This window comes from Metasolibacillus sp. (assembly GCF_025291715.1).
In the GTDB taxonomy this organism is placed as follows: Bacteria; Bacillota; Bacilli; order Bacillales_A; family Planococcaceae; genus Metasolibacillus; species Metasolibacillus louembei.
In genome coordinates this window covers 13,280-39,045 of the sequence record NZ_JAMBIZ010000022.1, presented here as the reverse complement: position 1 = coordinate 39,045, position 25,766 = coordinate 13,280, and the positions used below count along the sequence as shown (strand labels likewise).

General features: G+C 40.3%; 19 protein-coding genes. 16 read left to right on the top strand and 3 right to left on the bottom strand.

What is annotated here, in order from left to right; all coding sequences use genetic code 11:
- The first annotated feature begins 35 nt into the window (after positions 1-35).
- Positions 36-908, top strand: a complete 873-nt coding sequence (locus tag M3Z76_RS13410) for a MetQ/NlpA family ABC transporter substrate-binding protein (RefSeq protein ID WP_293927790.1) — start codon at positions 36-38, stop codon at positions 906-908.
- A 251-nt stretch (positions 909-1,159) separates the two neighbouring features.
- Here the strand turns inward: M3Z76_RS13410 and gltC are convergent, their stop codons facing one another.
- A complete protein-coding gene (gltC, locus tag M3Z76_RS13405) occupies positions 1,160-2,062 on the bottom strand; it encodes a glutamate biosynthesis transcriptional regulator GltC (RefSeq protein WP_293927792.1) in 903 nt (300 codons plus the stop codon).
- A 118-nt stretch (positions 2,063-2,180) separates the two neighbouring features.
- On the opposite strand from gltC, the gene gltB reads away from it, so the two are divergent.
- The 8 genes from gltB to M3Z76_RS13365 all read left to right on the top strand — a co-directional run bounded on the left by gltB (position 2,181) and on the right by M3Z76_RS13365 (position 14,288).
- Positions 2,181-6,692 carry a glutamate synthase large subunit gene (gene gltB, locus M3Z76_RS13400; RefSeq protein ID WP_293927794.1) on the top strand — a complete coding sequence of 1,504 codons (4,512 nt, stop codon included), beginning with the start codon at positions 2,181-2,183 and terminating at the stop codon, positions 6,690-6,692.
- Between the two features lie 14 nt (positions 6,693-6,706).
- Positions 6,707-8,191: a glutamate synthase subunit beta gene (locus M3Z76_RS13395; RefSeq protein ID WP_293927797.1), complete on the top strand. Its 1,485-nt coding sequence runs from the start codon at positions 6,707-6,709 to the stop codon at positions 8,189-8,191.
- Positions 8,192-8,509: 318 nt separating this feature from the next.
- The gene (gene sufC, locus M3Z76_RS13390; RefSeq protein ID WP_293927800.1) at positions 8,510-9,289 is read left to right on the top strand and encodes a Fe-S cluster assembly ATPase SufC; all 780 of its coding nucleotides are present in this window, start codon (positions 8,510-8,512) and stop codon (positions 9,287-9,289) included.
- A gap of 19 nt (positions 9,290-9,308) precedes the next feature.
- Positions 9,309-10,616, top strand: coding sequence for a Fe-S cluster assembly protein SufD (gene sufD, locus M3Z76_RS13385; RefSeq protein WP_293927802.1), 1,308 nt, complete (start codon positions 9,309-9,311; stop codon positions 10,614-10,616).
- Positions 10,616-11,845, top strand: a complete 1,230-nt coding sequence (locus M3Z76_RS13380; protein WP_293927805.1) for a cysteine desulfurase — start codon at positions 10,616-10,618, stop codon at positions 11,843-11,845. The genes sufD and M3Z76_RS13380 overlap by 1 nt, the downstream gene beginning before the upstream one ends.
- Entirely contained in the window at positions 11,835-12,275 is a 441-nt protein-coding gene (gene sufU / locus M3Z76_RS13375) for a Fe-S cluster assembly sulfur transfer protein SufU (protein WP_293927807.1), read from the top strand. The genes M3Z76_RS13380 and sufU overlap by 11 nt, the downstream gene beginning before the upstream one ends.
- Before the next feature lie 23 nt (positions 12,276-12,298).
- Complete coding sequence (gene sufB, locus M3Z76_RS13370; RefSeq protein ID WP_293927810.1) at positions 12,299-13,696, top strand: Fe-S cluster assembly protein SufB; 1,398 nt, start codon at positions 12,299-12,301, stop codon at positions 13,694-13,696.
- A 157-nt stretch (positions 13,697-13,853) separates the two neighbouring features.
- On the top strand, positions 13,854-14,288 hold the full coding sequence (locus M3Z76_RS13365) for a VOC family protein (protein WP_293927813.1): 435 nt from the start codon (positions 13,854-13,856) through the stop codon (positions 14,286-14,288).
- A 462-nt stretch (positions 14,289-14,750) separates the two neighbouring features.
- On the opposite strand, the gene M3Z76_RS13360 is transcribed toward M3Z76_RS13365, so the two are convergent.
- Positions 14,751-15,548 carry a hypothetical protein gene (locus M3Z76_RS13360; protein ID WP_293927816.1) on the bottom strand — a complete coding sequence of 266 codons (798 nt, stop codon included), beginning with the start codon at positions 15,546-15,548 and terminating at the stop codon, positions 14,751-14,753.
- A 644-nt stretch (positions 15,549-16,192) separates the two neighbouring features.
- Positions 16,193-17,302, bottom strand: a complete 1,110-nt coding sequence (locus M3Z76_RS13355; RefSeq protein ID WP_293927819.1) for a mandelate racemase/muconate lactonizing enzyme family protein — start codon at positions 17,300-17,302, stop codon at positions 16,193-16,195.
- A gap of 33 nt (positions 17,303-17,335) precedes the next feature.
- On the opposite strand from M3Z76_RS13355, the gene M3Z76_RS13350 reads away from it, so the two are divergent.
- The 7 genes from M3Z76_RS13350 (at position 17,336) to M3Z76_RS13320 (ending at position 25,738) form a co-directional block, all read left to right on the top strand.
- On the top strand, positions 17,336-18,562 hold the full coding sequence (locus M3Z76_RS13350; protein WP_293927821.1) for a hypothetical protein: 1,227 nt from the start codon (positions 17,336-17,338) through the stop codon (positions 18,560-18,562).
- Between the two features lie 201 nt (positions 18,563-18,763).
- Positions 18,764-20,167, top strand: coding sequence for a YfcC family protein (locus M3Z76_RS13345; RefSeq protein ID WP_293927824.1), 1,404 nt, complete (start codon positions 18,764-18,766; stop codon positions 20,165-20,167).
- Between the two features lies 1 nt (position 20,168).
- Positions 20,169-21,281, top strand: coding sequence for an amidohydrolase (locus M3Z76_RS13340; RefSeq protein ID WP_293927826.1), 1,113 nt, complete (start codon positions 20,169-20,171; stop codon positions 21,279-21,281).
- A 156-nt stretch (positions 21,282-21,437) separates the two neighbouring features.
- Complete coding sequence (locus tag M3Z76_RS13335; protein WP_293927828.1) at positions 21,438-22,295, top strand: DUF72 domain-containing protein; 858 nt, start codon at positions 21,438-21,440, stop codon at positions 22,293-22,295.
- Positions 22,295-23,116, top strand: a complete 822-nt coding sequence (locus M3Z76_RS13330) for a sulfite exporter TauE/SafE family protein (protein ID WP_293927830.1) — start codon at positions 22,295-22,297, stop codon at positions 23,114-23,116. The genes M3Z76_RS13335 and M3Z76_RS13330 overlap by 1 nt, the downstream gene beginning before the upstream one ends.
- Before the next feature lie 17 nt (positions 23,117-23,133).
- Positions 23,134-24,495, top strand: coding sequence for a bifunctional metallophosphatase/5'-nucleotidase (locus M3Z76_RS13325; protein WP_293927832.1), 1,362 nt, complete (start codon positions 23,134-23,136; stop codon positions 24,493-24,495).
- Between the two features lie 142 nt (positions 24,496-24,637).
- Positions 24,638-25,738, top strand: a complete 1,101-nt coding sequence (locus M3Z76_RS13320) for an HD-GYP domain-containing protein (RefSeq protein WP_293927835.1) — start codon at positions 24,638-24,640, stop codon at positions 25,736-25,738.
- The last annotated feature ends 28 nt before the right edge of the window (positions 25,739-25,766 follow it).

The window sequence follows — 25,766 nt, the reverse complement described above, 5'->3', positions numbered from 1 at the left end:
CATATAGAAAGTGAAAAAAGAGAGGAAGAAAAAACATGAAAAAATGGTTATCAATCTTATTATTCTCAGCACTTGCGCTAGTATTAGCAGCTTGTGGTGCTAAAGAAGATAAAGAGCAAGAAACAACAGGTAGCAACACAGAAGGTGACAATGGTACAACAGAAACAGCAGAGCCAACAAAATTAGTAGTAGGTGCATCATACGGTTTACATGATATTATTTTAGAAAAAGCGAAGCCAATTTTAGCTGAGCAAGGCGTTGAAATTGAAGTTCGTCCATACCAAGATTATATATTGCCAAACCAAGATTTAGATTCTGGTGAATTAGATGCGAACTATTTCCAAACGATTCCATATTTCGAAAATGAAATGAAGGAAAAAGGCTATGACTTTGCGAATGCAGGTGGTATTCATATCGAGCCAATCGGCGTTTACTCACAAAAATATAAATCACTTGATGAATTACCAGACGGCGCAACAATTATTATTTCAAACTCTGTAACAGAGCAAGGTCGTATTTTAACATTGTTTGAAAGCTTAGGTTTAATTACTTTAAAAGAAGGCGTTGTAAAATCTGAGGCGCGTTTAGAGGATATTGTAGAAAATCCAAAAAATCTTGTATTTGATGCAGACTCTGCACCAGAAATGTTAGTTACTTATTTTGAAAATGGTGAAGGTGACGTTGTTGTCATTAATTCAAACTTCGCTATCGATGCAGGCATTAGCCCAATTAACGATTCAATCGCAATTGAGAGCTCAGATTCTCCATATGTAAACATTATTGCTACACGTACAGGCGATGAAAATAGCGATGCGATCAAAAAATTAGTAGAAGTATTAACATCAAAAGAAATCCAAGACTTTATTTTAGAGGAATGGGAAGGCGCTGTTGTGCCAGTTGAAAAATAATAGATAACTTTCTAAATCGCTTACAACTATTATGAAAGTTCTCCCTTAAAACAGAGGGGCTGTCCAGAAAGTTCACTTTCTGAACAGCTCCGCTTTTTTGCATAATAAATTTTTGATTAAAATTGTGCTCCTGCGGTGGTCACGATCAATTGTCACCATCCTCGTCGCAAAGGGGGCGTCCCAACAGGACGCCCCCTTTTGCTTTTACATTACATATTGTGTGCTCCTGTGGGGGTCACCATCCACATTCTTTACTGAAACTGCGTCAGCCTTGAGAAAAAATCGCCAACAAACGATAAAAAGATTTGCTCTGATGGTGCTAAATCGCGAGTTGTCGGATAAATGACACCAACTGTGCGGCGGATAACAGGCATTGCAATAGGTACTTTGACGGTTAAGCGCGGTGTGGAGTCATAGAGCGAGCTCTCAGGTAATAGTGTAATACCAATACCAGCTGCAACAAGCCCCTTCAATGCATCCATATCCTCACCCTCAGATGTAATGTTTGGCAAAAAGCCTACTGAACGACATGCATCGACGACCACCTTTTGCAAAACATAGCCCTCAGGAAAGAGTACAAAGTTTTCATGACGTAAATCAATTAAATTAATCGATTCATTTTTAGCTAATGGATGTGATGTTGGCAGCAGTGCATACATATTTTCGCTAAAAAGCACACGGACATCAATTAACTCATCCTTGGGTGGAATCGGCCCTAATAAAGCTAAATTGAGCTCTCGATTTTTTACAGCTTCAATTAAGTATTTATAAGACCCTTGACGCAGCTGAAAGGCGACATCGGGATATTGGCGTTTAAAGGCGGAAATCACAGTTGGTAAAACATAGCTTGCTAAGCTTGTTGGGAAGCCCACTTTAATGACCCCTTTTTGTGGGTCTAAATATTCCTCAACTTGCTTTGTAGCAAAATCTATCGCCTTTAAAGCGGTTAAGCTATGCTCTAAAAAGATTTTCCCAACTGGTGTCAGCTTGACATTGCGACCAACACGCTCAAAAAGTGGGGTACCTAATTCCTCCTCTAAATTGGCAATTTGCCGACTAATTGCTGATTGTGCCACATGTAAATGCTCTGCTGCTGCTGAAATATGCTCGCGCTCAGCCACTTCAACAAAGTAACGTAATTGACGTAACTCCAACGTTTCCACCCCATTCATCTGATTTTTAGATAGATTATATCCAAACTATATATTGTTTATATTATTCTCAAAAATATAAAATGTAAATACGTTATTGAAAAAATTGGGGGAATCATCTATGACATTTCATCAATTGCCAGTCACACAAGGTCTTTATTCACCAGAGTTTGAACATGATGCATGTGGTATTGGCATGTACGCAAATATTAAAGGGCAACCTTCTCATGATATTGTCAAAAATGGTTTAGAAATGCTATGTCGCTTAGAGCATCGTGCAGGGCGTGGAAGCGATGGGAAAACTGGGGATGGTGCAGGGCTGATGGTGCAAATTCCAGATACCTTTTTTAAAACGCAATGTCCAGAGCTACAATTACCTAATAAAGGGATGTACGGTGTTGGGCAATTATTTTTTACAAATAATGAGGAACAGCGCAAGGCAATCGAAGAAAAAATAAACGAATTGATTGCGCAAGAGGGGCAGCAACTAATTGCTTGGCGTACAGTACCGATTAATAAAGAATGTTTAAGCGAGGTGGCAAAAGCGACAGCACCGATTGTTCGTCAAGTATTTATCGCAGCTAATACAACAGATAATCTTGCCTTTGAACGCAAGCTATATTTAATTCGCAAACAGGCAGAGCATTGGGCAAAAGCGCAAAATTATACCTTTTATTGTCCAAGTATGTCCAGTCAAACAATTGTATTCAAAGGGCTGCTAGCACCTGAGGAAGTACGTGAATTTTATTTAGATTTACAAGATGAGCATTTTGTTTCCGCATTAGCACTTGTCCATTCACGCTATTCTACAAATACATTCCCATCGTGGGAGCGAGCACATCCAAATCGCTACATTATTCATAATGGTGAAATTAATACGTTGCGTGGCAATATTAACTGGATGCAAGCACGTGAACAGCAATTTATTTCAGAGGCTTTCGGGGAAGATTTACAAAAAATCTTACCGATTATCGATACGACAGGCTCAGACTCATCAATGTTAGACAATGCCTTTGAGTTTTTCGTACTAGCAGGACGCACACCTGCACATACAGCAATGATGCTAATTCCTGAGCCATGGACAGAAAATCCACGCATTGCAAAAGAGCGCAAAGCATTTTATCAATATCATGCAAGCTTAATGGAGCCTTGGGATGGGCCAACAGCAATTTGCTTTACAGATGGCAAGCAAATTGGCGCTATTTTAGACCGCAATGGCTTACGTCCAGGTCGCTTGTATGTAACTAAGGACGACCATATTATCTTCTCTTCTGAAACAGGTGTTATTGATATAGCAGAGGAAAATGTTTTATATAAGGACCGTCTTAGCCCAGGGCGAATGCTGCTTGTTGATTTAGAGCAAGGGAAAATCATCTCAGATGATGAGCTAAAGTCTGAAATGGCCGTAGCATATCCATATGCAGAGTGGCTAGAGGAGCATATGGTCAAGCTTGAAGCAAAGGAAGAGCCATCTGTACAAGTGCAAAATATTACACGTCAGCAGCAAATTTATGGCTATACATTTGAGGATATTCAAAAATATATTGTGCCTTTAGCGAAGGAAGGGAAGGATCCACTTGGTGCTATGGGCAATGATACACCGCTTGCTGTACTATCTGAGCGCCCACAATCGCTGTTCAATTACTTTAAACAGCTATTTGCGCAAGTAACAAATCCACCGATTGATTCCATACGTGAGCATGTTGTCACATCGACCATGACGTTGCTTGGCGCTGAAGGTAATTTATTGCATCCGACAGCAGCAAATGCACGTAGAATTTTCCTTGATACACCAATTTTAACGCATGGGGAATATACCGAGCTACTAAAACAATCAGATTTCCAGCACACTGTGATGGAATTAACATTTAAGGAAGGCTTAGCGGAAGAATTACAGCGTATACAGCAGCAAGCGAAAAAGGCGATTGGGCATGGTGCAACATTGTTAATTTTAACAGATCAAAATGAGGATATCACAATACCGACAGTGCCAATTTTATTAGCTGCAAGTAGCTTACATCAATATTTAGTGCGAACAGGCTTACGCACTAAGGTAAGCATTATTGTTAGCAGTGGCGAGGCGAGAGAGGTGCACCACTTTGCTGCATTAATTGGCTTTGGTGTTGATGCAATTTATCCATATTTAGCATATGCAACGATTGAGCAGGCAATTCAGAAAGGGCATATTCCACTCCATTATCAAACAGCGATTCAAAAATACCGTAAGGGCATAACGGATGGCGTTGTCAAAGTGATGTCAAAAATGGGTATTTCAACAGTGCAATCCTATCGTGGTGCGCAAATATTTGAAGCTGTAGGGATTAGTAAAGCTGTTATTGAGGAGCATTTCACAGGAACAGCCTCGCAAATTGATGGCATTGATTTAGAAACGATCGGTGAAGAAACGAAAAAGCGCCATCAAGCTGCACTACAAATGAAGCAGCAGGAGCTTGATTCAGGCAGTGACTTCCAGTGGCGTGCAAACGGTGAGCATCATGCCTTCAACCCAAAAACAATTCATACATTGCAATGGGCAACACGTAAAAATGATTACGGCTTATATCGTATGTATGCCGAAATGGCAAATGAAGAGCGCATCGGCTTTTTACGCAATTTATTCGACTTTAAAAAGGCGGAGAAGCGTTTGCCTTTAGAGGAAGTGGAATCGGTGGAATCAATTGTTAAACGCTTTAAATCAGGGGCAATGTCATTTGGTTCATTATCGAAAGAAGCTCATGAAACATTGGCGATTGCGATGAATCGCCTTGGTGCACGCTCAAATTCTGGAGAAGGTGGCGAAGACCCTGCTCGCTATATACAAGACGCAAACGGTGATAGCCGTCGCAGTGCGATTAAGCAAATTGCCTCAGGACGTTTTGGTGTTAAATCGCATTATTTAGTGAATGCAGAGGAATTGCAAATTAAAATGGCACAAGGGGCAAAGCCTGGTGAAGGCGGACAATTGCCGGGCAATAAAGTATATCCATGGGTGGCAGAGGTACGTGGCTCCACGCCAGGTGTTGGTTTAATTTCTCCACCACCACATCACGATATTTATTCTATTGAGGATATGGCTGAGCTCATTCATGATTTGAAAAATGCCAATCGCTATGCAAGAATTTCTGTCAAGCTTGTGGCAAAGGCAGGCGTTGGTACAATTGCAGCTGGCGTAGCAAAAGGAGCGGCAGATGTCATCGTTATTTCAGGCTACGATGGCGGTACAGGTGCTTCACCGAAAACATCAATTAAGCATACAGGCTTACCATGGGAGCTAGGCTTAGCGGAGGCACATCAAACGCTGATGTTAAATGGCTTGCGTGACCGTGTCGTATTAGAAACAGATGGCAAGCTAATGACAGGAAAAGATGTCATTATGGCAGCACTTTTTGGAGCTGAGGAATATGGCTTTGCGACAGCACCATTAATCGTTTTAGGCTGTGTGATGATGCGTGTTTGTCATTTAGATACATGCCCGGTAGGTGTAGCAACGCAAAATCCAGAGCTACGTGCGAAGTTTATGGGGAATGCAGACCATGTTGTGAACTATTTCCGCTTTGTAGCAGAGGAAATGCGTGAGTATATGGCATTGCTAGGCTTCCGCACAGTAGAGGAAATGGTTGGACGCACAGATGTCCTTGAAGTGTCTAAACGTGCGAAGGCGCATTGGAAGGCAGGACAGCTCGATTTAACAGCGTTGCTATATCAGGTGCAAGGCGTGCGTACGAAAGAGCAGGAGCAAGACCATAAAATTGCAGAAAGCTTTGATATGCGTGAGCTGTTGCCAAAGGTGGAACAGAGCATTGCAAGCAGAACACCTATTACATTACACTATCCAATTAAAAATACAGACCGTGTTGTCGGCACAATTATCGGTAGTGAAATATCTCGCCGCTATGGAGAGCAAGGCTTACCAGAGCATACGATTCGCCTAAATTTCACAGGACATGCAGGACAGAGCTTTGGCGCGTTTACGCCTCGTGGTATGACGTTAAGCTGTGTAGGAGATGTCAACGATTACTTTGGGAAAGGCTTATCAGGTGGCAAAGTGCTTGCGATTGCACCGATTAAAGGACAGCAAGAGCGCAATGTCATTGCAGGCAATGTTTGTTTATATGGCGCAACAAGTGGTCAGGCATTTATTAATGGGCGAGCAGGGCATCGCTTTGCAGTTCGTAATTCAGGTGCACATATCGTCGTTGAAGGCATTGGAGACCATGGCTGTGAATATATGACAGGTGGCAAAATTATTGTGCTAGGCGATGTAGGACAAAACTTTGCTGCTGGGATGTCAGGCGGTATTGCCTATGTGCTGCCAACAGACGAGGCGGCATTTAAAGCGCAGTGCAATATGGAAATGATTGAATTTGCGAAGCTTGAAGAAAAACAGGAGATGGATATCATACATGCAATGATTACACAGCACTTTGATTATACAAATAGCTCAAAGGCTTATGAGGTGTTAGAAAATTGGGAGCAAACTGTTCAGCGCTTGATCAAAGTTGTGCCAACAGATTATCAGGCGATGCTGAATAAAATTGCTCAGCATGAGGCACAGGGGTTAACAACTGATTTAGCAGCAATGCAGGCATTTGTCGAAGCAACGAGCATAAAAGAGCTAGCTATTTCCAAGTAAAGGGGGGTTCTAGAATGGGAAAAGCGACAGGATTTATGGAATATAAAAGAGAAAAAACAAAGGAAATCGCGCCACTAGAGCGTATCACAAACTGGAAGGAGTATGCTTCTCGCTTAACAGATGAAGCATTGCAAATACAAGGCGCACGCTGCATGGACTGCGGCACACCATTTTGCCATATGGGTATTGAAATTCGTGGTACAGCAGCGGGCTGTCCAATTCAAAATGTAATTCCAGAATGGAATGATTTAGTTTATCGCGGGCAATGGAAGGAAGCACTAGAGCGCTTGCATATGACGAATAATTTTCCAGAATTCACAGGGCGTGTTTGTCCAGCACCATGTGAAGGGTCTTGTACATTAGCGATTACAGACCCCGCTGTTGCCATTAAGTCGATTGAACGTACCATTATTGATAAAGGCTTTGAAAATGGCTGGGTAATACCTCGTATTCCAGCACAGCGCACTGGTAAAAAAGTAGCGATTGTTGGCTCAGGTCCAGCAGGCTTAGCAGCGGCTGACCAATTAAATCAGGCAGGGCATGCTGTGACAGTTTTTGAGCGAGCTGATCGCCTTGGTGGTTTGCTCATGTACGGTATTCCGAATATGAAGCTAGAAAAGGATATTATTGAGCGTCGTGTTGACCTTTTGAGTCAAGAGGGCATTGAATTTATTGTCAATACAGAGGTAGGGAAAGATATTACTGCCGATGAGCTACAGAGCACCTATGATGCTGTTATTTTATGTGTAGGTGCACAAAAGCAGCGCTTGCTTCATATGGAGGGCAGCGACGCAAACGGGATTCATTTAGCGATGGATTATTTAACAGATGTCACAAAAAGCTTATTAGACTCAAACTTTGAGGACGGGCAAGCATTGAATGTAGAGGGGAAGGATGTCATCGTTATTGGTGGTGGCGACACAGGGGCTGACTGTGTGGCAACAGCTATTCGCCAAAAATGCAATTCGGTTTACCAATTTGGTAAGCATCCAAAGCTACCGACAGGACGTACAGAGGAGACACCTTGGCCGAAAGATCCGAATGTTTATACGCTAGATTACGCTTATGCAGAGGTGGAGGCAGCGCAAGGACATGATCCGCGTGAATATTGCATTCAAACAACGAAAATTGAAAAGGATGTGAGTGGTTGTGTGAAAGCATTGCATACAATTCAAATGGAAAAAGTGCTAGGGGATGATGGCTTCTATTATTTTAAGGAGCTACCTGGCACTGAAAAAATATGGCCAGCTCAGCACGTTTTTGTAGCGATTGGCTTTGAGGGTGTAGAGCACACAGTACCTGAACATTTTGGTGTGACGATTGCCAACAATCGTATTCAAGCATCTATCAAAGACTTCTCTACAAATGTACCAGGTGTTTTTGCGGCAGGTGATGCACGCAGAGGGCAAAGCTTAATTGTTTGGGCGATTAAAGAGGGACGCTCTGTCGCAGCGAGTGTGGATGCCTATTTAATGAAAGAACTAGCGATTTCGCAATAATAATAAATGAAGGAGCGTTCTAATTATGAGCGCTCCTTTATTTGTTAAAAATGCGGATAAAGCAAATTAAAACTTTATATGCACTCTGACTATTACTTGAGTCATAATTCTTATTGACAATGAGCTAATTGATAATTGTTGCTACTGCATTATTAATAAATTATGAATTGTTGCATACTGGCTACTATCTTTTTTTACAATTATTTAATTAAAATTATTCTAAACTATTTGCAACACTAGCTCTTTTCAGTTAAGATTGTACATGACAATAATTATGCAATGGGATACCCATGCAATGAACATTATGGAGGTAATTTAATGGCAACTTTAGAAATTAAAGATCTTCACGTTGAAATCGACGGAAAAGAGATTTTAAAAGGTGTAAACCTAACAATCAATACAAATGAAGTACACGCAATTATGGGTCCTAACGGTACTGGTAAATCTACGTTAGCATCTGCAATTATGGGTCATCCTAAATATGAAGTAACACAAGGCGAAGTATTATTAGATGGTGAAAATGTGTTAGAAATGGAAGTTGACGAGCGTGCAAAAGCTGGTTTATTCCTTGCAATGCAATACCCATCTGAAATCGCTGGTGTAACAAACGCAGACTTCCTACGCTCAGCAATCAATGCGCGTCGCGAAGAAGGCGATGAAATTTCTTTAATGAAATTTATCCGCGAATTAGATAAAACGATGGACTTTTTAGAAATGCCAGAGGAAATGGGTCAACGTTACTTAAACGAAGGCTTCTCTGGTGGTGAGAAAAAGCGTAACGAAATTTTACAATTAATGATGATTAAGCCAACATTCGCAATTCTTGATGAAATTGACTCAGGTCTTGATATCGATGCATTAAAAGTGGTATCTAAAGGCATTAACGAAATGCGCGGCGAAGGCTTCGGCTGCTTAATGATTACGCACTATCAACGCTTATTAAACTACATCACACCAGACCATGTACACGTAATGATGCAAGGTAAAGTTGTGAAATCTGGCGGTGCAGAGCTTGCACAACGCTTAGAGGCAGATGGTTACGACTGGATTAAGCAAGAGCTAGGTATCGAAGAAGAAACTGTAGAAGCAGAAGCATAATTAGAGGAGGACGAACAAGATGACGGTGGAAACAAAATTGGCGTTATCAGCACAAGAAGTACGCTCGTTCTCACAAAGCAACAATGAGCCAGCGTGGTTTGCTGATTTCCGCGAGGCGGCACTTGCACAAGCGGCAGAGCTAGCATTACCAACGCCTGATAAAACGAATATTAAAAAATGGAACTTTACTGAATTCCCTAAACATACAGTAGAAAGTGCACCATACACATCATTAGCTAGCTTACCAGCAGAGGTAGCTGCTTTAATCGATGTAGAGGGGCAACAAAATCTTTACATTCAACGCAATAACACACCAGCATTTAGCAAAGTTTCAGAAGAGCTAAAAGCACAAGGTGTTATTTTCACAGATATTTTAACAGCGGTTCGTGAGCATAGCGATTTAGTGCAAAAATATTTCATGACAACGGCTGTTAAAGTAGATGAGCATAAATTAGCTGCTTACCATGCAGCACTTGTCAATGGTGGCGTATTCGTATACGTACCACGCAACGTTGTTGTAGAAGAGCCATTACAAGTTGTTTTTGTTAATGATGATGCAGATGCTTCATTATTTAACCACGTATTAGTTGTAGCTGAGGAATCTTCAAGTGTAACATATGTTGAAACATATGTATCGACAATTGAAGAATCAAAGGGACAAGCAAACATCATTGCGGAAGTTGTTATTAAAGACAATGCGCAAGTTGTTTACGGTGCTGTAGATGTTCTTGCAAAAGGCTTTACAACATATGTAAACCGTCGTGCAAACATTGCACGTGATGGTAAAATCGAATGGGCACTTGGCTTAATGAATGATTCAGATACAATTTCTGAAAACATTTCACATTTAATCGGCGATGGCTCTGTTGCAGATACGAAAACAGTTGTTGTTGGTCGCGGTACGCAAAAGCAAAACTTCACAACAGAAGTACGCCACTGGGGTAAAAACTCTGATGGGCAAATTTTAAAGCACGGTGTCATGAAAGACGGTGCACAATCTATTTTCAACGGTATCGGTAAAATCGAGCATGGTGCAACAAAGGCAAACGCAGAGCAAGAATCACGCGTTTTAATGCTTTCTGAAAAAGCACGTGGCGATGCTAACCCAATCCTTTTAATTGATGAAGACGATGTAACAGCAGGGCACGCAGCATCTGTAGGTCGTGTTGACCCGATTCAGCTTTACTATTTAATGAGTCGCGGTATTTCAAAAGCAGAGGCAGAGCGTCTTGTCATTCACGGATTCCTTGCGCCAGTTGTGACAAAGTTGCCAATTGAGGGCGTTAAAAAGCAACTGACGGAGGTTATCGAAAGGAAAGTTCGATAATGAATATAAAAGACATAAAAAACTATTTCCCTGTGCTAAATCAAGAGGTAAACGGACATCCGCTTGTTTACCTTGATAGTGCAGCAACGTCGCAAAAGCCTATTCAAGTGATTGAAGCATTAAAAAAATATTATGAATTTGATAATTCGAACGTCCATCGTGGTGTTCATACTTTAGGAAACCGCGCAACGGATTCTTATGAGGGTGCACGCGAAAAGGTACGTAAATTTATTAATGCCCGTTCTACAAAGGAAATTATTTTCACACGTGGTACAACAACAGCTTTAAATACAGTTGCAGCAGGCTACGGTCGTCAAACGCTGCAAGAGGGTGACGAAATTGTCATTACGTACATGGAGCACCACTCGAATATTATCCCATGGCAGCAGCTTGCGAAAGAAAAGGGTGCTGTGCTGAAATATATTGATTTACAAGAAGATGGTACAATTTCTTTAGATGCAGTGCGTGCAGCAATTACTAGCAAAACAAAAATTGTCTCTATTATGTACGTATCGAATGTTTTAGGAACGATTAATCCAATTAAGGATATTGCGAAAATTGCGCATGACAACGGAGCAATTATCGTTGTTGATGCCGCACAGGCAGCACCACATGTCAAAGTCGATGTGCAGGATTTAGATTGTGACTTTTTAGCGTTTTCTGGGCATAAAATGTGTGCGCCAACAGGTATTGGTGTACTATATGGAAAAGAGGCGCTTTTAGACAACATGGAGCCAATCGAATTTGGCGGTGAAATGATTGATTTCGTAGGTCTTTATGAGTCAACATGGAAAGAGCTACCGTGGAAATTTGAAGGTGGTACACCAATCATTGCAGGAGCAATCGGCTTAGGTGCAGCAATCGATTTCTTAAATGAAATCGGCTTAGATAATATAGCTGCACATGAGCATCAATTAGCTGCATATGCAATGGATGAGCTAGAGAAAATCGAAGGCTTACAAATTTTTGGCCCTCGCGATCCAATGCAGCGTTGTGGACTTGTGACATTTAACTTAGATGATGTCCATCCACATGATGTTGCAACAGTATTAGATATGAATGGAATCGCAGTACGAGCTGGTCACCACTGTGCTCAACCGTTAATGAAATGGCTTCAAGTAACTGCAACAGCACGTGCAAGCTTCTATCTATATAATGATGAAGCAGATATCGACCGCTTAGTTGCAGGACTGCGCTCAGCGAAGGAGTATTTCAACGATGTCTTTTAATAATTTAGATCAGCTATATCGTTCTGTTATTATGGAACATTATAAAAACCCTCGTAACAAAGGGATTTTACAAGAAAATAACGTCACAATCGATATGAATAACCCTACTTGTGGTGACCGCATTCATTTAACATTAAAATTGACTGACGGTATTGTAGAGGACGCGAAATTTGATGGTGAAGGCTGCTCGATTTCCATGTCCTCTGCATCGATGATGACACAAATCATCAAAGGAAAAAAACTTGAAGAGGCGTTAGAGCTAGCAGATATTTTCTCAAAAATGATGCTTGGTGAAGAGTACGACCTAGACAAATATGACTTAGGTGATGTAGAAGCGCTACAAGGCGTGTCGCAATTCCCAGCTCGCATTAAATGTGCAACATTGGCTTGGAAAGCAATGGAAAAGGGTGTAAAAAGCGAAGCGCAATAATTGTAATGAACGGAGGAGAACTAATGGCTAAAAAAATGCCTGATATCGGCGATTACAAATATGGCTTCCACGATAAGGACGTATCAATTTTCCGTTCAAAACGTGGGTTAACAGAAGAAATCGTACGAGAAATCTCAAATATGAAAGAAGAGCCGCAGTGGATGCTTGACTACCGCTTAAAAGCTCTTGAACAATTTTATAAAATGCCAATGCCTCAATGGGGCGGCGACCTTTCAGCATTAGACTTCGATGAAATTACGTATTACGTAAAGCCATCTGAAGCAACACAGCGCTCATGGGATGAAGTGCCTGAAGAAATCAAAGCAACATTCGATAAATTAGGTATTCCAGAAGCAGAGCAAAAATATTTAGCTGGTGTATCTGCTCAGTACGAATCTGAAGTAGTTTACCACAACATGAAAAAGGATTTAGAAGACTTGGGTATCGTCTTCAAAGATACAGACTCAGCATTAAAAGAAAATGAAGACATTTTCAAAAAATATTGGGGTACTGTTATTCCTTACGCAGACAACAAATTTGCAGCATTAAACTCAGCAGTATGGTCAGGTGGCTCATTCATCTACGTACCACCAGGCGTAAAGGTAGAAACTCCTTTACAAGCGTACTTCCGTATTAACTCTGAAAACATGGGTCAATTCGAGCGTACATTAATTATCGTAGACGAAGGCGCACATGTACACTATGTAGAAGGCTGTACGGCACCTGTTTACACAACAAACTCATTGCACTCAGCAGTAGTAGAAATTATCGTTGGTAAAGACGCATATTGCCGTTATACAACAATCCAAAACTGGGCAAATAACGTTTACAATCTTGTAACGAAGCGTACAGTTGTAGATGCAAACGGCACGATGGAATGGGTTGATGGCAACATCGGTTCAAAACTAACAATGAAATACCCAGCATGTATTTTACGTGGTGAGGGTGCACGTGGTATGACATTATCAATCGCTTTGGCTGGTAAAGGTCAGCACCAAGATGCAGGGGCAAAAATGATTCACCTTGCACCAAACACATCTTCAACAATCGTATCGAAATCAATTGCACACCATGGTGGTAAAGTATCATACCGCGGTATCGTCCGCTTCGGTCCAAAAGCGACTGGCGCACGTGCAAACATCGAGTGTGATACATTAATTATGGATAACCAATCAACTTCAGATACAATTCCATACAACGAAATTTTAAATGACGACGTGTCATTAGAGCACGAAGCAAAAGTTTCAAAAGTATCAGAAGAGCAATTATTCTACTTAATGAGCCGTGGTATTTCAGAAGTGGAAGCGACAGAAATGATCGTAATGGGCTTCATCGAGCCATTCACAAAAGAATTACCAATGGAATATGCAGTAGAAATGAACCGTTTAATCAACTACGAAATGGAAGGTTCTATCGGTTAATAGATTACTCAGGGCGTCCAAAAAGCATGCAAAGCACTGCTTTTCGGACGTCTTTTTTTTGCATATCGCAATAACTCGAATGTGAATGATGTAATAATTAACGGTCATTGTGGTACTCTAATAATAGGATTTCATTAAAATTAAAGGAGTGTCTAAAATGGTTGGTGTAGAAATCGATATGGTTGTGACGGATAGTTTGAAGGCGCTGGCATTATATGAGAGAATTTTTGATATAGAGCGTGTGGAAGTAACAGATTTCCCTGTTGGCAAAAATGAAGCAGTTTTTAAATTATATGATGTTAGGTTTCATTTATTAGATGAAAATCCTGCATATCAAATGATTGCACCTAAGCCAGATGATCCGAAGCCGATTTGGTTTAATATATTAGTGCCAAATATTGCAGACACATATGAAAAAGCAATGCAGGCAGGCTGTAAGGAAGTACAAGCAGTTACTGAACTGCCTGATTTTGGCATATCGAATGCTGTATTCAGTGATGAATTCGGCTATCTTTGGATGCTGCATGAGATGCATAGAGTAGTTAGCTTTGAGGAGCGCGTACAAATATTAGAGGATAATGAAGCGAATTAGTTCGAGATATTCGTTTCAGAAAAATGGAAGTTAATAAATTGCTAATAAAGTGAAACTATCAATCAGTGGGGATTTTCGCACATCCCCCACTGATTGGTGATAGAGGTACACAAGCTAGGATCTTCGCATTCTGCGAAAACGCTTGTGTGACCAACATCGTGTTGGCCTCATTCTTAGTTTTTGCAGGCTGTTGGATCCCCCACTTAAACATCTTGATTTTACCTGCTGTTTTGAAGTGGAGGTCTGTGCTCCTGCGGTTACTCGTCGCAAACAAATTTGTTAATACGGGATAAACGTCTGAAAAGCTGTGCTTCAACATGCTTTTCAGACGTTTATGGTGGGCTTGAAGTATTTTAAATTAAGTCGTTTTGAGCTGTTAAGAATTATTTTTTACCATAAGCTGAAATGAATAAAGTGCATGCTAAAAAATAAGCGAACTTTTTTCATAAAGCTAAGCTCCTATTATTTAGGGCTTGGAATATCAACAGGCTCTCCCCATTGTAAAAATGTATTGCTCGTTGTATCAGTTAGTCCACTAATTGTTGCTGTTGAAATGTAATAGGCTCCTAAATAATTTTGAGTTACCCATAGTTGGACATCTGTAAGTATAGCGTCACCAAGATTAATCGGTCCTTCTGGGGCCAGGTGCCAGGCTGTATCAACGAAAGCGTCTGCATCAGGTACAGGACCTTGTGCAATAACATGCCAAGTAGGGGATTGTGCAAAATTCTCAGCAATGGCTATTGGATGCCCTAAAGCGCGCGTTAATTGTACAACGTTTGATGCGATGACTTCATCGGTATCATTCGGGTTATCTGTTTCCTCAACCCAGCCTCTGCCTGGTATATTCATCCACCCTGTATCACCATCAACGATAACAGTGCTATGTTCGCTTTCAACATGCATCGAAAAATCGGGATTCCATTGAAAATCAACCTTTGTAGTACCAGTCGATGAAATAATTTTATGCGAGCCACTACCTGCTGCAATCATTGCATCTGCCATACATGCAGCCAGCTGCTTTCCTTCAATAATTTTCCCAACCTCTAATAAAATACCTTCACAAGAGGCTAGTGAGCTTAGGCTAACAGTGGCTTCTTCATCTGCTTCCGTTTCTACTTCTTCATTCTCATTTTCAGAAGCAACAGCTTCTTTATTTTCTGTTTCGCTATGATCTGTCGAGCTTTCTTTTGGTGTATTATTGCCACACGCGGCTAATAATAGCAACATTAAAAAAAGCAGTCCTAGCAGCTTTTTCACTATAAAACACACTCCTTATATGGAATATTTAGAAAAATACATTATCTAAAATAATAGTAATTGATTAAATAACTTGTTACAAGAGAGTAAAAATAAGGCTTTAAAAGGGGGTAAATGGATTTTTATAGAGAAATTTAACTATAGATTATCTGTTTTTGACGCTGGTAGCCAATATTGAAAGCGAAGTTTCTGTCACTTGCGGAGTTGTCCGAAAAGTCCATTTTGATTTGCACCGCATTGAAATCAATGTTTTCATCGCTTCCCTTTTACTGAAGGATCACGCCGCTAAAGCCAATGTTCATCCCTTTTTTAAAAGAGGCGTTTTCTGTTTATATGAATCAACATTTTGTGAAACATCCTCGCTACTGTCCAAAATGACGGCTATGCACGGCTTTTTGGACAGCCCCAATGACTTTTTAGAAAAAGTCTGTGTTTCAAAAAGTTATCGGAGAGTACTAAAAACTAGAAGTGAATTTATTGTAATAGAACTTTGTATTCCGACAAATTTAAACATAAAAAAGTCGATTTATATCACGTATTTTGTGACAAATCGACTTTTTCGGTGCCCGCTAATAAGTTAAAAAACGAAAGCATCTAAAATGCCAGCAATTATGTGGCTTTTAGACGCTTTCAAATTTAAGCACTTAGCTTATTATGCTTTGTTTCACTGTTAGCTTAGCAAGCTGAGCTTCATCCACATCAATACCTAAACCCGGTTTATCATTTAAACGAATAAATGGGATATCGAATTGTAGGTTGCCTACATCGACGCTATATTTTAACGGACCTGTTAATTCTACACTCGTCATTGATTTTTTAGAAAAAGCGACATGATAACCTGCAGCTGAACCGATAGATGATTCGACCATGGAGCCTACTTGACATTCAATATTGGCCATTTCAGCCATAATAGCGAGCTTATTTGCCTTATAAATACCGCCACATTTCATCAGCTTAATATTCACTTTATGCGCGGCCTGCTTTTGGATGATTGTGCGCATTTCTGTCATGCCAACAAGCCCCTCATCAATCATCACAGGCGTTGACGTTTTTTGTTTAATTTCAACCATGCCATCAAAGTCGTGTGCTACAATTGGCTGCTCAATCCAATCAAGGTGACAATCTTCAAGCAGGGCAAGTGCTTGTAGGGCGGTTGCGCTGTTTTTCCAGCCTTGGTTGACATCGACGCGAATAGCGATTTCAGGTCCAACTGCTGCTCTTACTGCTTGAATGCGTTTGACATCCTCTAGCATTTTCGCACCAACCTTCAGCTTGAAGGAGCGATAGCCCTCTGCCATTTTATCGAGCGCTTCCTGTGCCATGACAGCAGGCTCTTGAATGCTTAATACATGGGTAATCGGAAATTCCTCATGGAAGCGTCCGCCTAGTAAATCATAAACAGGTACATTTAGTGATTTTGCGGCAGCATCATAGCATGCAATATCTAGTGCAGCCTTTGCTGTTGGTGCAGCTAAAATAGCGCGATCCATTACGTCATGAATAGCCTCCATATTTAACGGATTCATACCAATTAAGCGTGGTGCTAAAATTTTCTCAATAATTTCGAAGGCACCATACATGCTTTCGCCTGTTACATGCTCATCTGCTACACCTTCACCATAGCCAACAACTCCATTATCTAAAGTCACTTTGACGATTAAGGAAGGCATCGTATAATAGGTAGCATAGCTAATAATAAATGGTTCCTTTAATGGTAATTCAATAGCGAATAATTCAATTTTTTCAATTTTCATCGTTCTACATCCTTTCAAAGGGGGTTTTTCTTTATGGTAACAATTGCTTTAATCGGCTCAGCAAGCTTTTGCCAAAAAGCGCAGGCTCTTGCTGTACAAGATGCTTCATACAAGCTAGTATGCTACGAATATAAAGAGGCAGCTGAGGCACCACAGCTCGTAAAAACGATTGAGTACTGTGATGCATTAATGTTTTCAGGCTCGCTGCCATATGATTTTTCAAAGCAACAACTTGAGCAGCTACAAATACCTGTCATTTATTTACGTCAAGATGTGCAAGCATTAGCGATTACGCTATTAAAGGCTGCACAGCTAGGCTATTCTTTAATGCGTATTTCCCTTGACTATCGCCATGAGGAAGAGTGGCAAAGCTTGTGCAAAGATTTGCATCACCCACCAACAGAGCATACGCTATGTTTACAAAGCGCACAGCCATCTCAGCCTGTATTGACATTTCATCGTAGGGCATTAGACAGTGGACAAGTGGATTTTGCCATTACGAGTATTCATGCCGTCTATGATCAGCTATGTGAGGAGGGCTATCCAGCGATGCGCATTGTAGATACAGATAACGACATCCTACATACATTAACAAAGGCAAAGGAGCAGGCATTATTAGCAAAAGCACAAGCAGCTCAAGTTGCTGTCGGGCTTATCCAAGGTCAACATTGCTCACAAGGGGAGCTCGCTGAATTTGCGCAGCTAATGGGTGCGACATTAACGGAAACTGCACATGGGCTTGCGGCGTATTCCACAGTTGGCAAAGTAAAGGCGGTTATTGCCCATCCATTGTTTACAAAGTGGCACAATGCTTTGCATCCAAATATGCGAATTTCCTTTGGTAGTGGGCATTCGATGGAAGCAGCGTATAACAATGCACTTGTTGCAAGCTCCTTTACACAATCAAAGCAGTTTTACTTTATGGATGCAAAGCAAATATTGCATGGCCCTTATCCAATTTTCACACATCAATCCATACATTCGATAGAGCATCCACAACTCGTAGCACTTGCACAGCAAGTACATATAAGCACACAAAATATGTCGCGTATTTTTGCATATGCTGCTTTACAATATAATGAGCCTTTTACTGCTGCACAATTAGCGACGTTTTTACAAGTAACGAGAAGGACCGCAGAGCGCATGCTAAAAAAGCTGCATGATGCTAGCTATGTAATGATTATTGGCGAGCAGTCTGCCCATCAAAAGGGTCGTCCGTCAGCACTTTATCGCTTGGAGCTTCCTGCTTTAAAGAAATAATATTTGCTCCTGCGATGATTTGTCGCAAAGGAGTCGTCTTGAAATTTTTCAGACGGCTCTTTTTTTATTTTCAGAAAATTCCTTGCATATAACAAAAAATTTTTTTACAATAAAAGATGTCGTTAGATAGTCGTTAATTGTATCGTACAAAGCAAATAGGATGAAGTCAAGGGTAAACAAAAGAATTATAGGAGTGATCGGATGGGACAAATTACAGAGAAGAAAAAGAAGTTTTTAATTCCGCATACATATGCAATTATTTTTTCAATTATTATTATTGCGACGTTAGCGACTTATTTTTTACCAGCAGGACAATATGAAAGAATGGAAGAAGCAGGGCGCACGATTGTTGTTGAAAATAGTTATGCACAGGTAGAACAAAGCCCTGTCTCTATTTTTGAAATGTTTAAAGCGATTCCGCTTGGTATGCAGGCAGGGGCGCGTATTATTTTCTATATTTTCCTCGTAGGAGGAGCGTTCGGTATTATTCGAGCAACAGGGGCAATTGAATCAGGTGTTAATGCACTCGTACAAAAAATGCAAGGCTCAGGTATATGGCTTATTCCCATTTCCATGACTGTCTTTTCTATTTTAGGCTTTTCAACAGGGATGAGTGAGGAAACAATTATTTTCGTACCAATTGGTATAGCGATTGCGAGAGCACTAGGCTATGATGCGCTTGTTGGGACAGCGATGGTTTCAACGGGGGCTGCAAGCGGCTTTATTGGTGGGATGCTCAATCCATTTACGGTTGGGATAGCGCAAGAAATAGCAGAAGTAAAGCTGTTTTCAGGTATTGGCTTCCGCTCGGTTGTCTATGTATTTATTTTGCTCATAGCTATAACATATGTAATGCGCTATGCAAAAAAAATTCAAGCAGATCCAACGAAAAGTATTATGTATGATATTGAGCAAAAGATAAAGCTAGTAAAGGTTTCAGATATTGATACGTTTGATAAATTTACAACACGTCACATTTTAGTGCTGTTAACATTGCTTACTGGAATTTTAGTAAATATGTATGGCGTATTTAAACTGGACTGGTTTTTAGATGAACTAGCAGCAAACTTTATTATTGTCGGCTTTGTAGCAGGAATATTAGGTGGTTTGAACATTAATAAATTATTTGATGCTTTAGTGGATGGCATGAAAATCGTAGCCTTCGGGGCATTAATTGTAGGTTTTGCTCGCGCGATTTTAGTCGTACTTGAATCAGGTGTTATTATTGATACAATTGTTTATAGCTTAGTGCAATTAATTTCACACTTGCCACAAACATTGAATGCTGTTGGTATGTTTGGTGTACAAGTGATTATTAACTTCTTTATTCCTTCAGGGAGTGGGCAAGCTGCAACAACGATGCCAATTATGGTACCGATTGCCGATTTACTTGGAATGGAACGTCAAATAGCCGTTTTAGCATTCCAATACGGTGATGCGATTACGAACTCGATTATTCCGACGTCCGCAGCTTTAATGGGTTATTTAGCGATTGCAGGTATTCCGTATGAGCGCTGGGTGAAATTTATTTGGAAGCTGATTGTCATTTGGTTAATTATTGCGGCAATTGCTTTAGTTGCTGCTGTTATGTTAGGAGTTTCTTAAAATGAAAGAAAAAGTAATGCAAATTTTTGAGCATTTACATGCACATGGTGAAGTAAGCTGGAAAGAGATTGAAACGACAAATTATCTTGTAGCATTATTTGAGGAAGCTGGTTTTCAGCCAAAGCGTTTTCAAAATTGCCCAGGCTTTTCAGTAGAGATTGGCTCTGGCTCACCGAAAGTAGGGATGCGTGCAGATATGGATGCACTATGGCAGGAAGTGAATGGAGAAATGAAGGCCAACCATTCATGTGGACATGATGCACATATGGCGATTGTCACTGGCGTGATGCATAAATTAAAGGAAATCGGTGATATAGGTGGCACAGTACGCGCCGTGTTTCAGCCAGCGGAGGAGCTTGGTAACGGCTCATTAAGCGTTATTCAAGAGGGCGTTATCGATGATTTAGATTATTTTTATGGCGTTCATTTACGCCCATTTGATGAAATGGCTTTCCCAAATTGTGCACAAGGTATTCAGCATGGCTCCTGTGTCTTTGTTAAAGGGCAAATTGGCGGATTGGATCATCACGGTGCGAGACCACATAAAGGCGTTAATGCGATTGAAGTAGCTGCCTCGATTGTGCATCATTTAGGATTAACGTACACAGACCCACATGTTGCGGCAACGGTGAAAATGACGAATTTACATGCGGGAACGGAAAATTTTAATATTATTCCAGGTAAAGCAACTTTCGGCTTAGATTTACGTGCACAAACAAATGCAGTTATGGATGAATTGCAGCATCAAGTAAAAACAGTTTGTGCACAACTAAGTGCGATGCATCAAGTGCCGATTGATATTGAATTTTTCGATTACGTTCCAGCGGCAGCAGTAAATGAGGAGGCGGCTGCATTGATGGCACAGTCGATTGAACATGTACTAGGATGTCCAGCATTACCGACGATTGTCACACCAGGCGCAGATGATTTTCATTTTTATACGATTGAGCGACCATATTTAAAGGCGACGATGCTTGGCTTAGGAGCAGATGTAACGCCAGGGCTGCACGATCCGTATATGCTGTTTAATCATGAGGCGATTTTTAACGGAATTGAGATTTTAACAGATGTTTGTTTGCGCACATTGCAAAGAGAGAAGGAATCGGCTGTCTAAATTCGGACAGCTTTTTCCAATTTGCTGGGTGAAAGGGCATATCGGATGGATGAATTTAAAGCGTCGTTGGGCGAATAGGGACTTTTGAATGGATATATGCCATATTTGAAAATATGTTATGATAAAGGATACGATAGTAGTGAGGAGGGAGAGGTCGTGATTTCGATTGGGTTAACTGGCTGGGGAGATCACCCTGCGCTATATTCAACAGTGACGACTGCTCGTGATAAATTATTTGACTATAGCGGGCATTTTCCAATCGTAGAAGTGGATACATCTTTCTACGCAATTCCAAATAATCAACATGTAGAGAAATGGTGCCGTGATACACCTGATAATTTTCAATTTATATTAAAGGCTTATCAAGGAATGACAGGACATTTACGTGAGGATTTACCATATGAGACGCGCAATGATATGTTTGAAGCTTTTTTGCAATGTGCACATACATTCCAACGCTTTAATAAACTAGCAATGGTGTTGGTACAATTTCCACCGTGGTTTGATTGTACAACTAAAAATGTTAATTATATTCGATATGTTAAAGAGCAATTGCCAGATTTACCATTAGCAATTGAGTTTCGCAATCAAACTTGGTATGCGGCAGCGATGCGTGAAAAAACGCTGCAATTTTTACGGGAGCATAGCTTTATTCATACAGTTTGTGATGAGCCGCAGGCAGGGGTTGGCTCCGTTCCGTTAGTGCCGATTGCGACAGCTAATAAAGCGCTTTTACGCATACATGGACGCAATATTCATGGCTGGCGCAATAGCGGCAATGCACATAATTGGCGCAAAGTTCGCTTTTTATACGATTATAATGAGGACGAGCTGCAATCCTTAGCTGTACATATTCGGCAGCTGCAACAGCAAGCGAAGGATGTTTACGTGCTGTTTAACAATAATTCAGATTACCATGCAGCACCGAACGCACAACGTTTAAAGGAAATATTAGGCTTGCATTTTGACAATTTATCACCAAAGCAATTAAATATTTTTGAAGGAGAAGTTTAATGGAATTTATACTGCTATTTATTATTGCGGCAGCTTCAGGAATCGTCGGAGCGCTCGTAGGGTTAGGTGGCGGCGTTATTTTAGTACCGGCTACCTTATTTATAGGAATTAACTTAGGCTATATTCCAGATATTACCCCACAAACGGTTGTCGGGTTATCTGTTGTGATGATGATTTTTACAGGGCTTGCTTCTACATTATCACAAATGAAATCGAAGACCGTTGATTATAAAACAGGCTTTATTTTTTTTGCTGGTAGTATCCCAGGTGCGATGCTAGGGGCATGGATTAACAAAGGCTTAGATTTACCATCATTTAATTTATATTTTGGCATTTTATTAATTATTTTATCTATCATTTTATTAGTGCGTGATAAATTAAAGCCTGTACGTTGGTTTGTGGAGCATGGAACAAAGCATACATATGTTGATAGTGAAGGTAAGGAATATGTGTACGGTTATCCGATTTGGTTTGCTTTCATATTAACATTTGTTATTGGCTGTATGTCGGGGCTGTTTGGCATCGGTGGCGGCTCGATGATTGTGCCAGCAATGCTTATTTTATTTTTATTCCCACCGCATGTGGCAATTGCCACATCGATGTTTTTAGTATTTTTAACGTCAATTGTTAACTCTGCCTCGCATATTTATTTAGGGCACGTGCCTTGGCTCTATACGTTGCCAGTCATTCCAGGGGCATATATTGGAGCGAAATTTGGGGCGCAATTAAATAAAAAGTTAAAATCGGAAACATTAGTGCTCGCATTAAGAATTATTTTATTACTATTAGGGATTCGTTCAATTATCGACGGATTATTTTAAAAAGGATGGTGTGCATTGTGCAAGAGAAAATTCATTTTTTTCATACAAACGATTTACATAGTCATTTTGAATTTTGGATGCGTACGCAGAGCTATGTCCATGCACAACGCACACTATTAGCACAGCAAGGTGAGCCTAGCTTTTTACTAGACATTGGCGACCATATTGACCGCTCTCATATTTATACAGAGGCGTTAAAAGGGAAGGGCAATGTGCAAATGCTGAATAACGCCAATTATGATGTCGTGACAATCGGCAATAATGAGGGCATTACTTTTGCACATGAAGATTTGATGGACTTATATGAGCATGCTACATTTGAAGTGGTTGTCGCTAATTTACAGGCATCAGAAGGCCCCCAGCCTGCATGGTTAAAGCCATATACGATTTTAACGACGAAATATGGAACAAAGATTGGCGTTGTTGGTGCTACGGCACAATTTGAGGCATTTTATCGCTCATTAAAATGGCAGGTGACAGAGCCGCGTATTGCCATTATTCAAATTGTTGAGCAGCTAAAGACACAGGTGGATATTATTATTTGCTTATCTCATTTAGGAAAAACAGAGGATGAGCTACTTGCAGAGGAATGTCCTGAAATTGATGTCATTTTCGGCTCTCATACGCATCATTTATTTGAAACAGGCGAATATGTTGGCAACGTACTACTCACAGGCTGTGGCAAATTTGGTCAATATATAGGACATTTAATAATAGAGTTTGACCATCAGACGAAACAATTGACGAGACAGGAAAAAGTCATTGAATGTGCATTGCTCCCTAGCCCAAAAGAAGAGCTACCGTTTTTACAAAATCTATTGAAAGAGGCGCAGCAAAAGCTCGATAAACCTGCTTTTACAACCGTGAAAACTTATCATAAAGAATGGTTTCATTACTCGCAGCTATCCGATTTGTTTGCAGAGGCAATTATTGATTATACAGCAGCAGACTGCGCTTTATTCAATGCAGGTATTTTTTTGGAGGATTTGCACAAAGGCAACGTATCAGCATATGACCTCCATCGCATTTTGCCACACCCCATTAATTTATGTACGATAGAGCTAACGGGGACAGAGCTAAAGGAAATTTATATACAATCAATGAATGAAGAATGGCCACAGCTGCAATTCAAAGGGCTAGGCTTTAGAGGTATCGTATTCGGCAAGCTGCTAACCTATCATTTTAATTTAAATGCCCAGCGTGAGCTTATCATAAATGGTGAGGTTGCAGACTTACAGCGCACGTATAAATTAGTTACGCTCGATTTATTTACATTCGGTTATTTTTTCCCAAGCTTTAAATATGCGAAAAAGCACTATCAGCTCCCTTTATTTTTGCGCGATATCATGCAGTGGTATGGACAAAACAAATTGAATTAAATGCAAGAGAAAAAGTGAAATATTCTGTCTATCATATAATGGTGAGACAGGATATTTTTTTATTGTACATCTATCTTATTTGATTTATTACTTATATAATAAAAAATAATGTATATAGTAGAATTGGGGTTAAATGATAAATATGCGACTAATATCATTAAATGTTGTGAAGGAAGGCATGGTCGTTGGCAAGACGATATGGAATGAGGCAGGTCATCCACTCTTGCACCAAGGCGTTGTCATCAATCATAGAATAATTGAAAGATTACGGCAATTAAACATTCGATATATTTATATAGATGATTTAATATCTAACGGCATTCAAATAGAGGAAACGGTAAATCCAGTCGTACGTCATAGGGTAGTAACAGAAATTACTAAAACGTTTGAGACGGTTAAAACGTTAAAGGGCGCCCAAGCTTCATATATAATTGACCAACAATCGAAAGCGATTAGTGGTATAGTCGAAGGGCTTTTAGATACGATTTTAAATAGTCATGAATTTTTAACGATTTTATCTGACGCATATTTATATGATCAATACTTATACCACCACTCTTTCCAAGTCACACTCTATTCAATTGCGATTGCAAAGGAACTAGGATACTCCTATGAGGAGCTACGTTTAATTGGCATTGGTGCAATATTGCACGACATTGGCAAACTATTAATACCGACAGAAATTTTAAATAAATCAGGAGCACTAACTGAAGAGGAATACAATGAAATGAAGCTGCACACTCGCTATGGCTTTGATTTATTACGCAATTTACATTCCATCTCCCTATTAGTGGCGCATTGTGCATTTCAACATCATGAACGCTTAGACGGCAGTGGTTATCCTAGAGGATTAGTGGAATTTGAAATTCATCCATTTGCTAAAATCATCGCTGTGGCGGATGTTTTTGATGCGGTAACGTCGAATCGTGTTTATCGAGATAAACTACTACCTTCAGAAGGGGTAGCCATTTTGGAACAGGGGGCAGGTACATTGTATGATGCAAATGTTGTCGAAGCATTGAAAAAATGTGTTGTCCATTATCCGAACGGCACAGTGCTTACCTTGTCTAATAATCGCCGCGGCATTGTTTCACGACAAAATGAGTTACATCCTGCAACGCCATATGTAAGGATTTTTGAGGAAAACGGTGAAATGCTTGTTGCTACATATGAAATCAATTTAGCAATTGAATCAGCTAAAATCATTGAAAAAGTCGACACGGAATTTATTCCTTCCGAATAGTTATCCCTTCTTGCTCATACGAATAGAG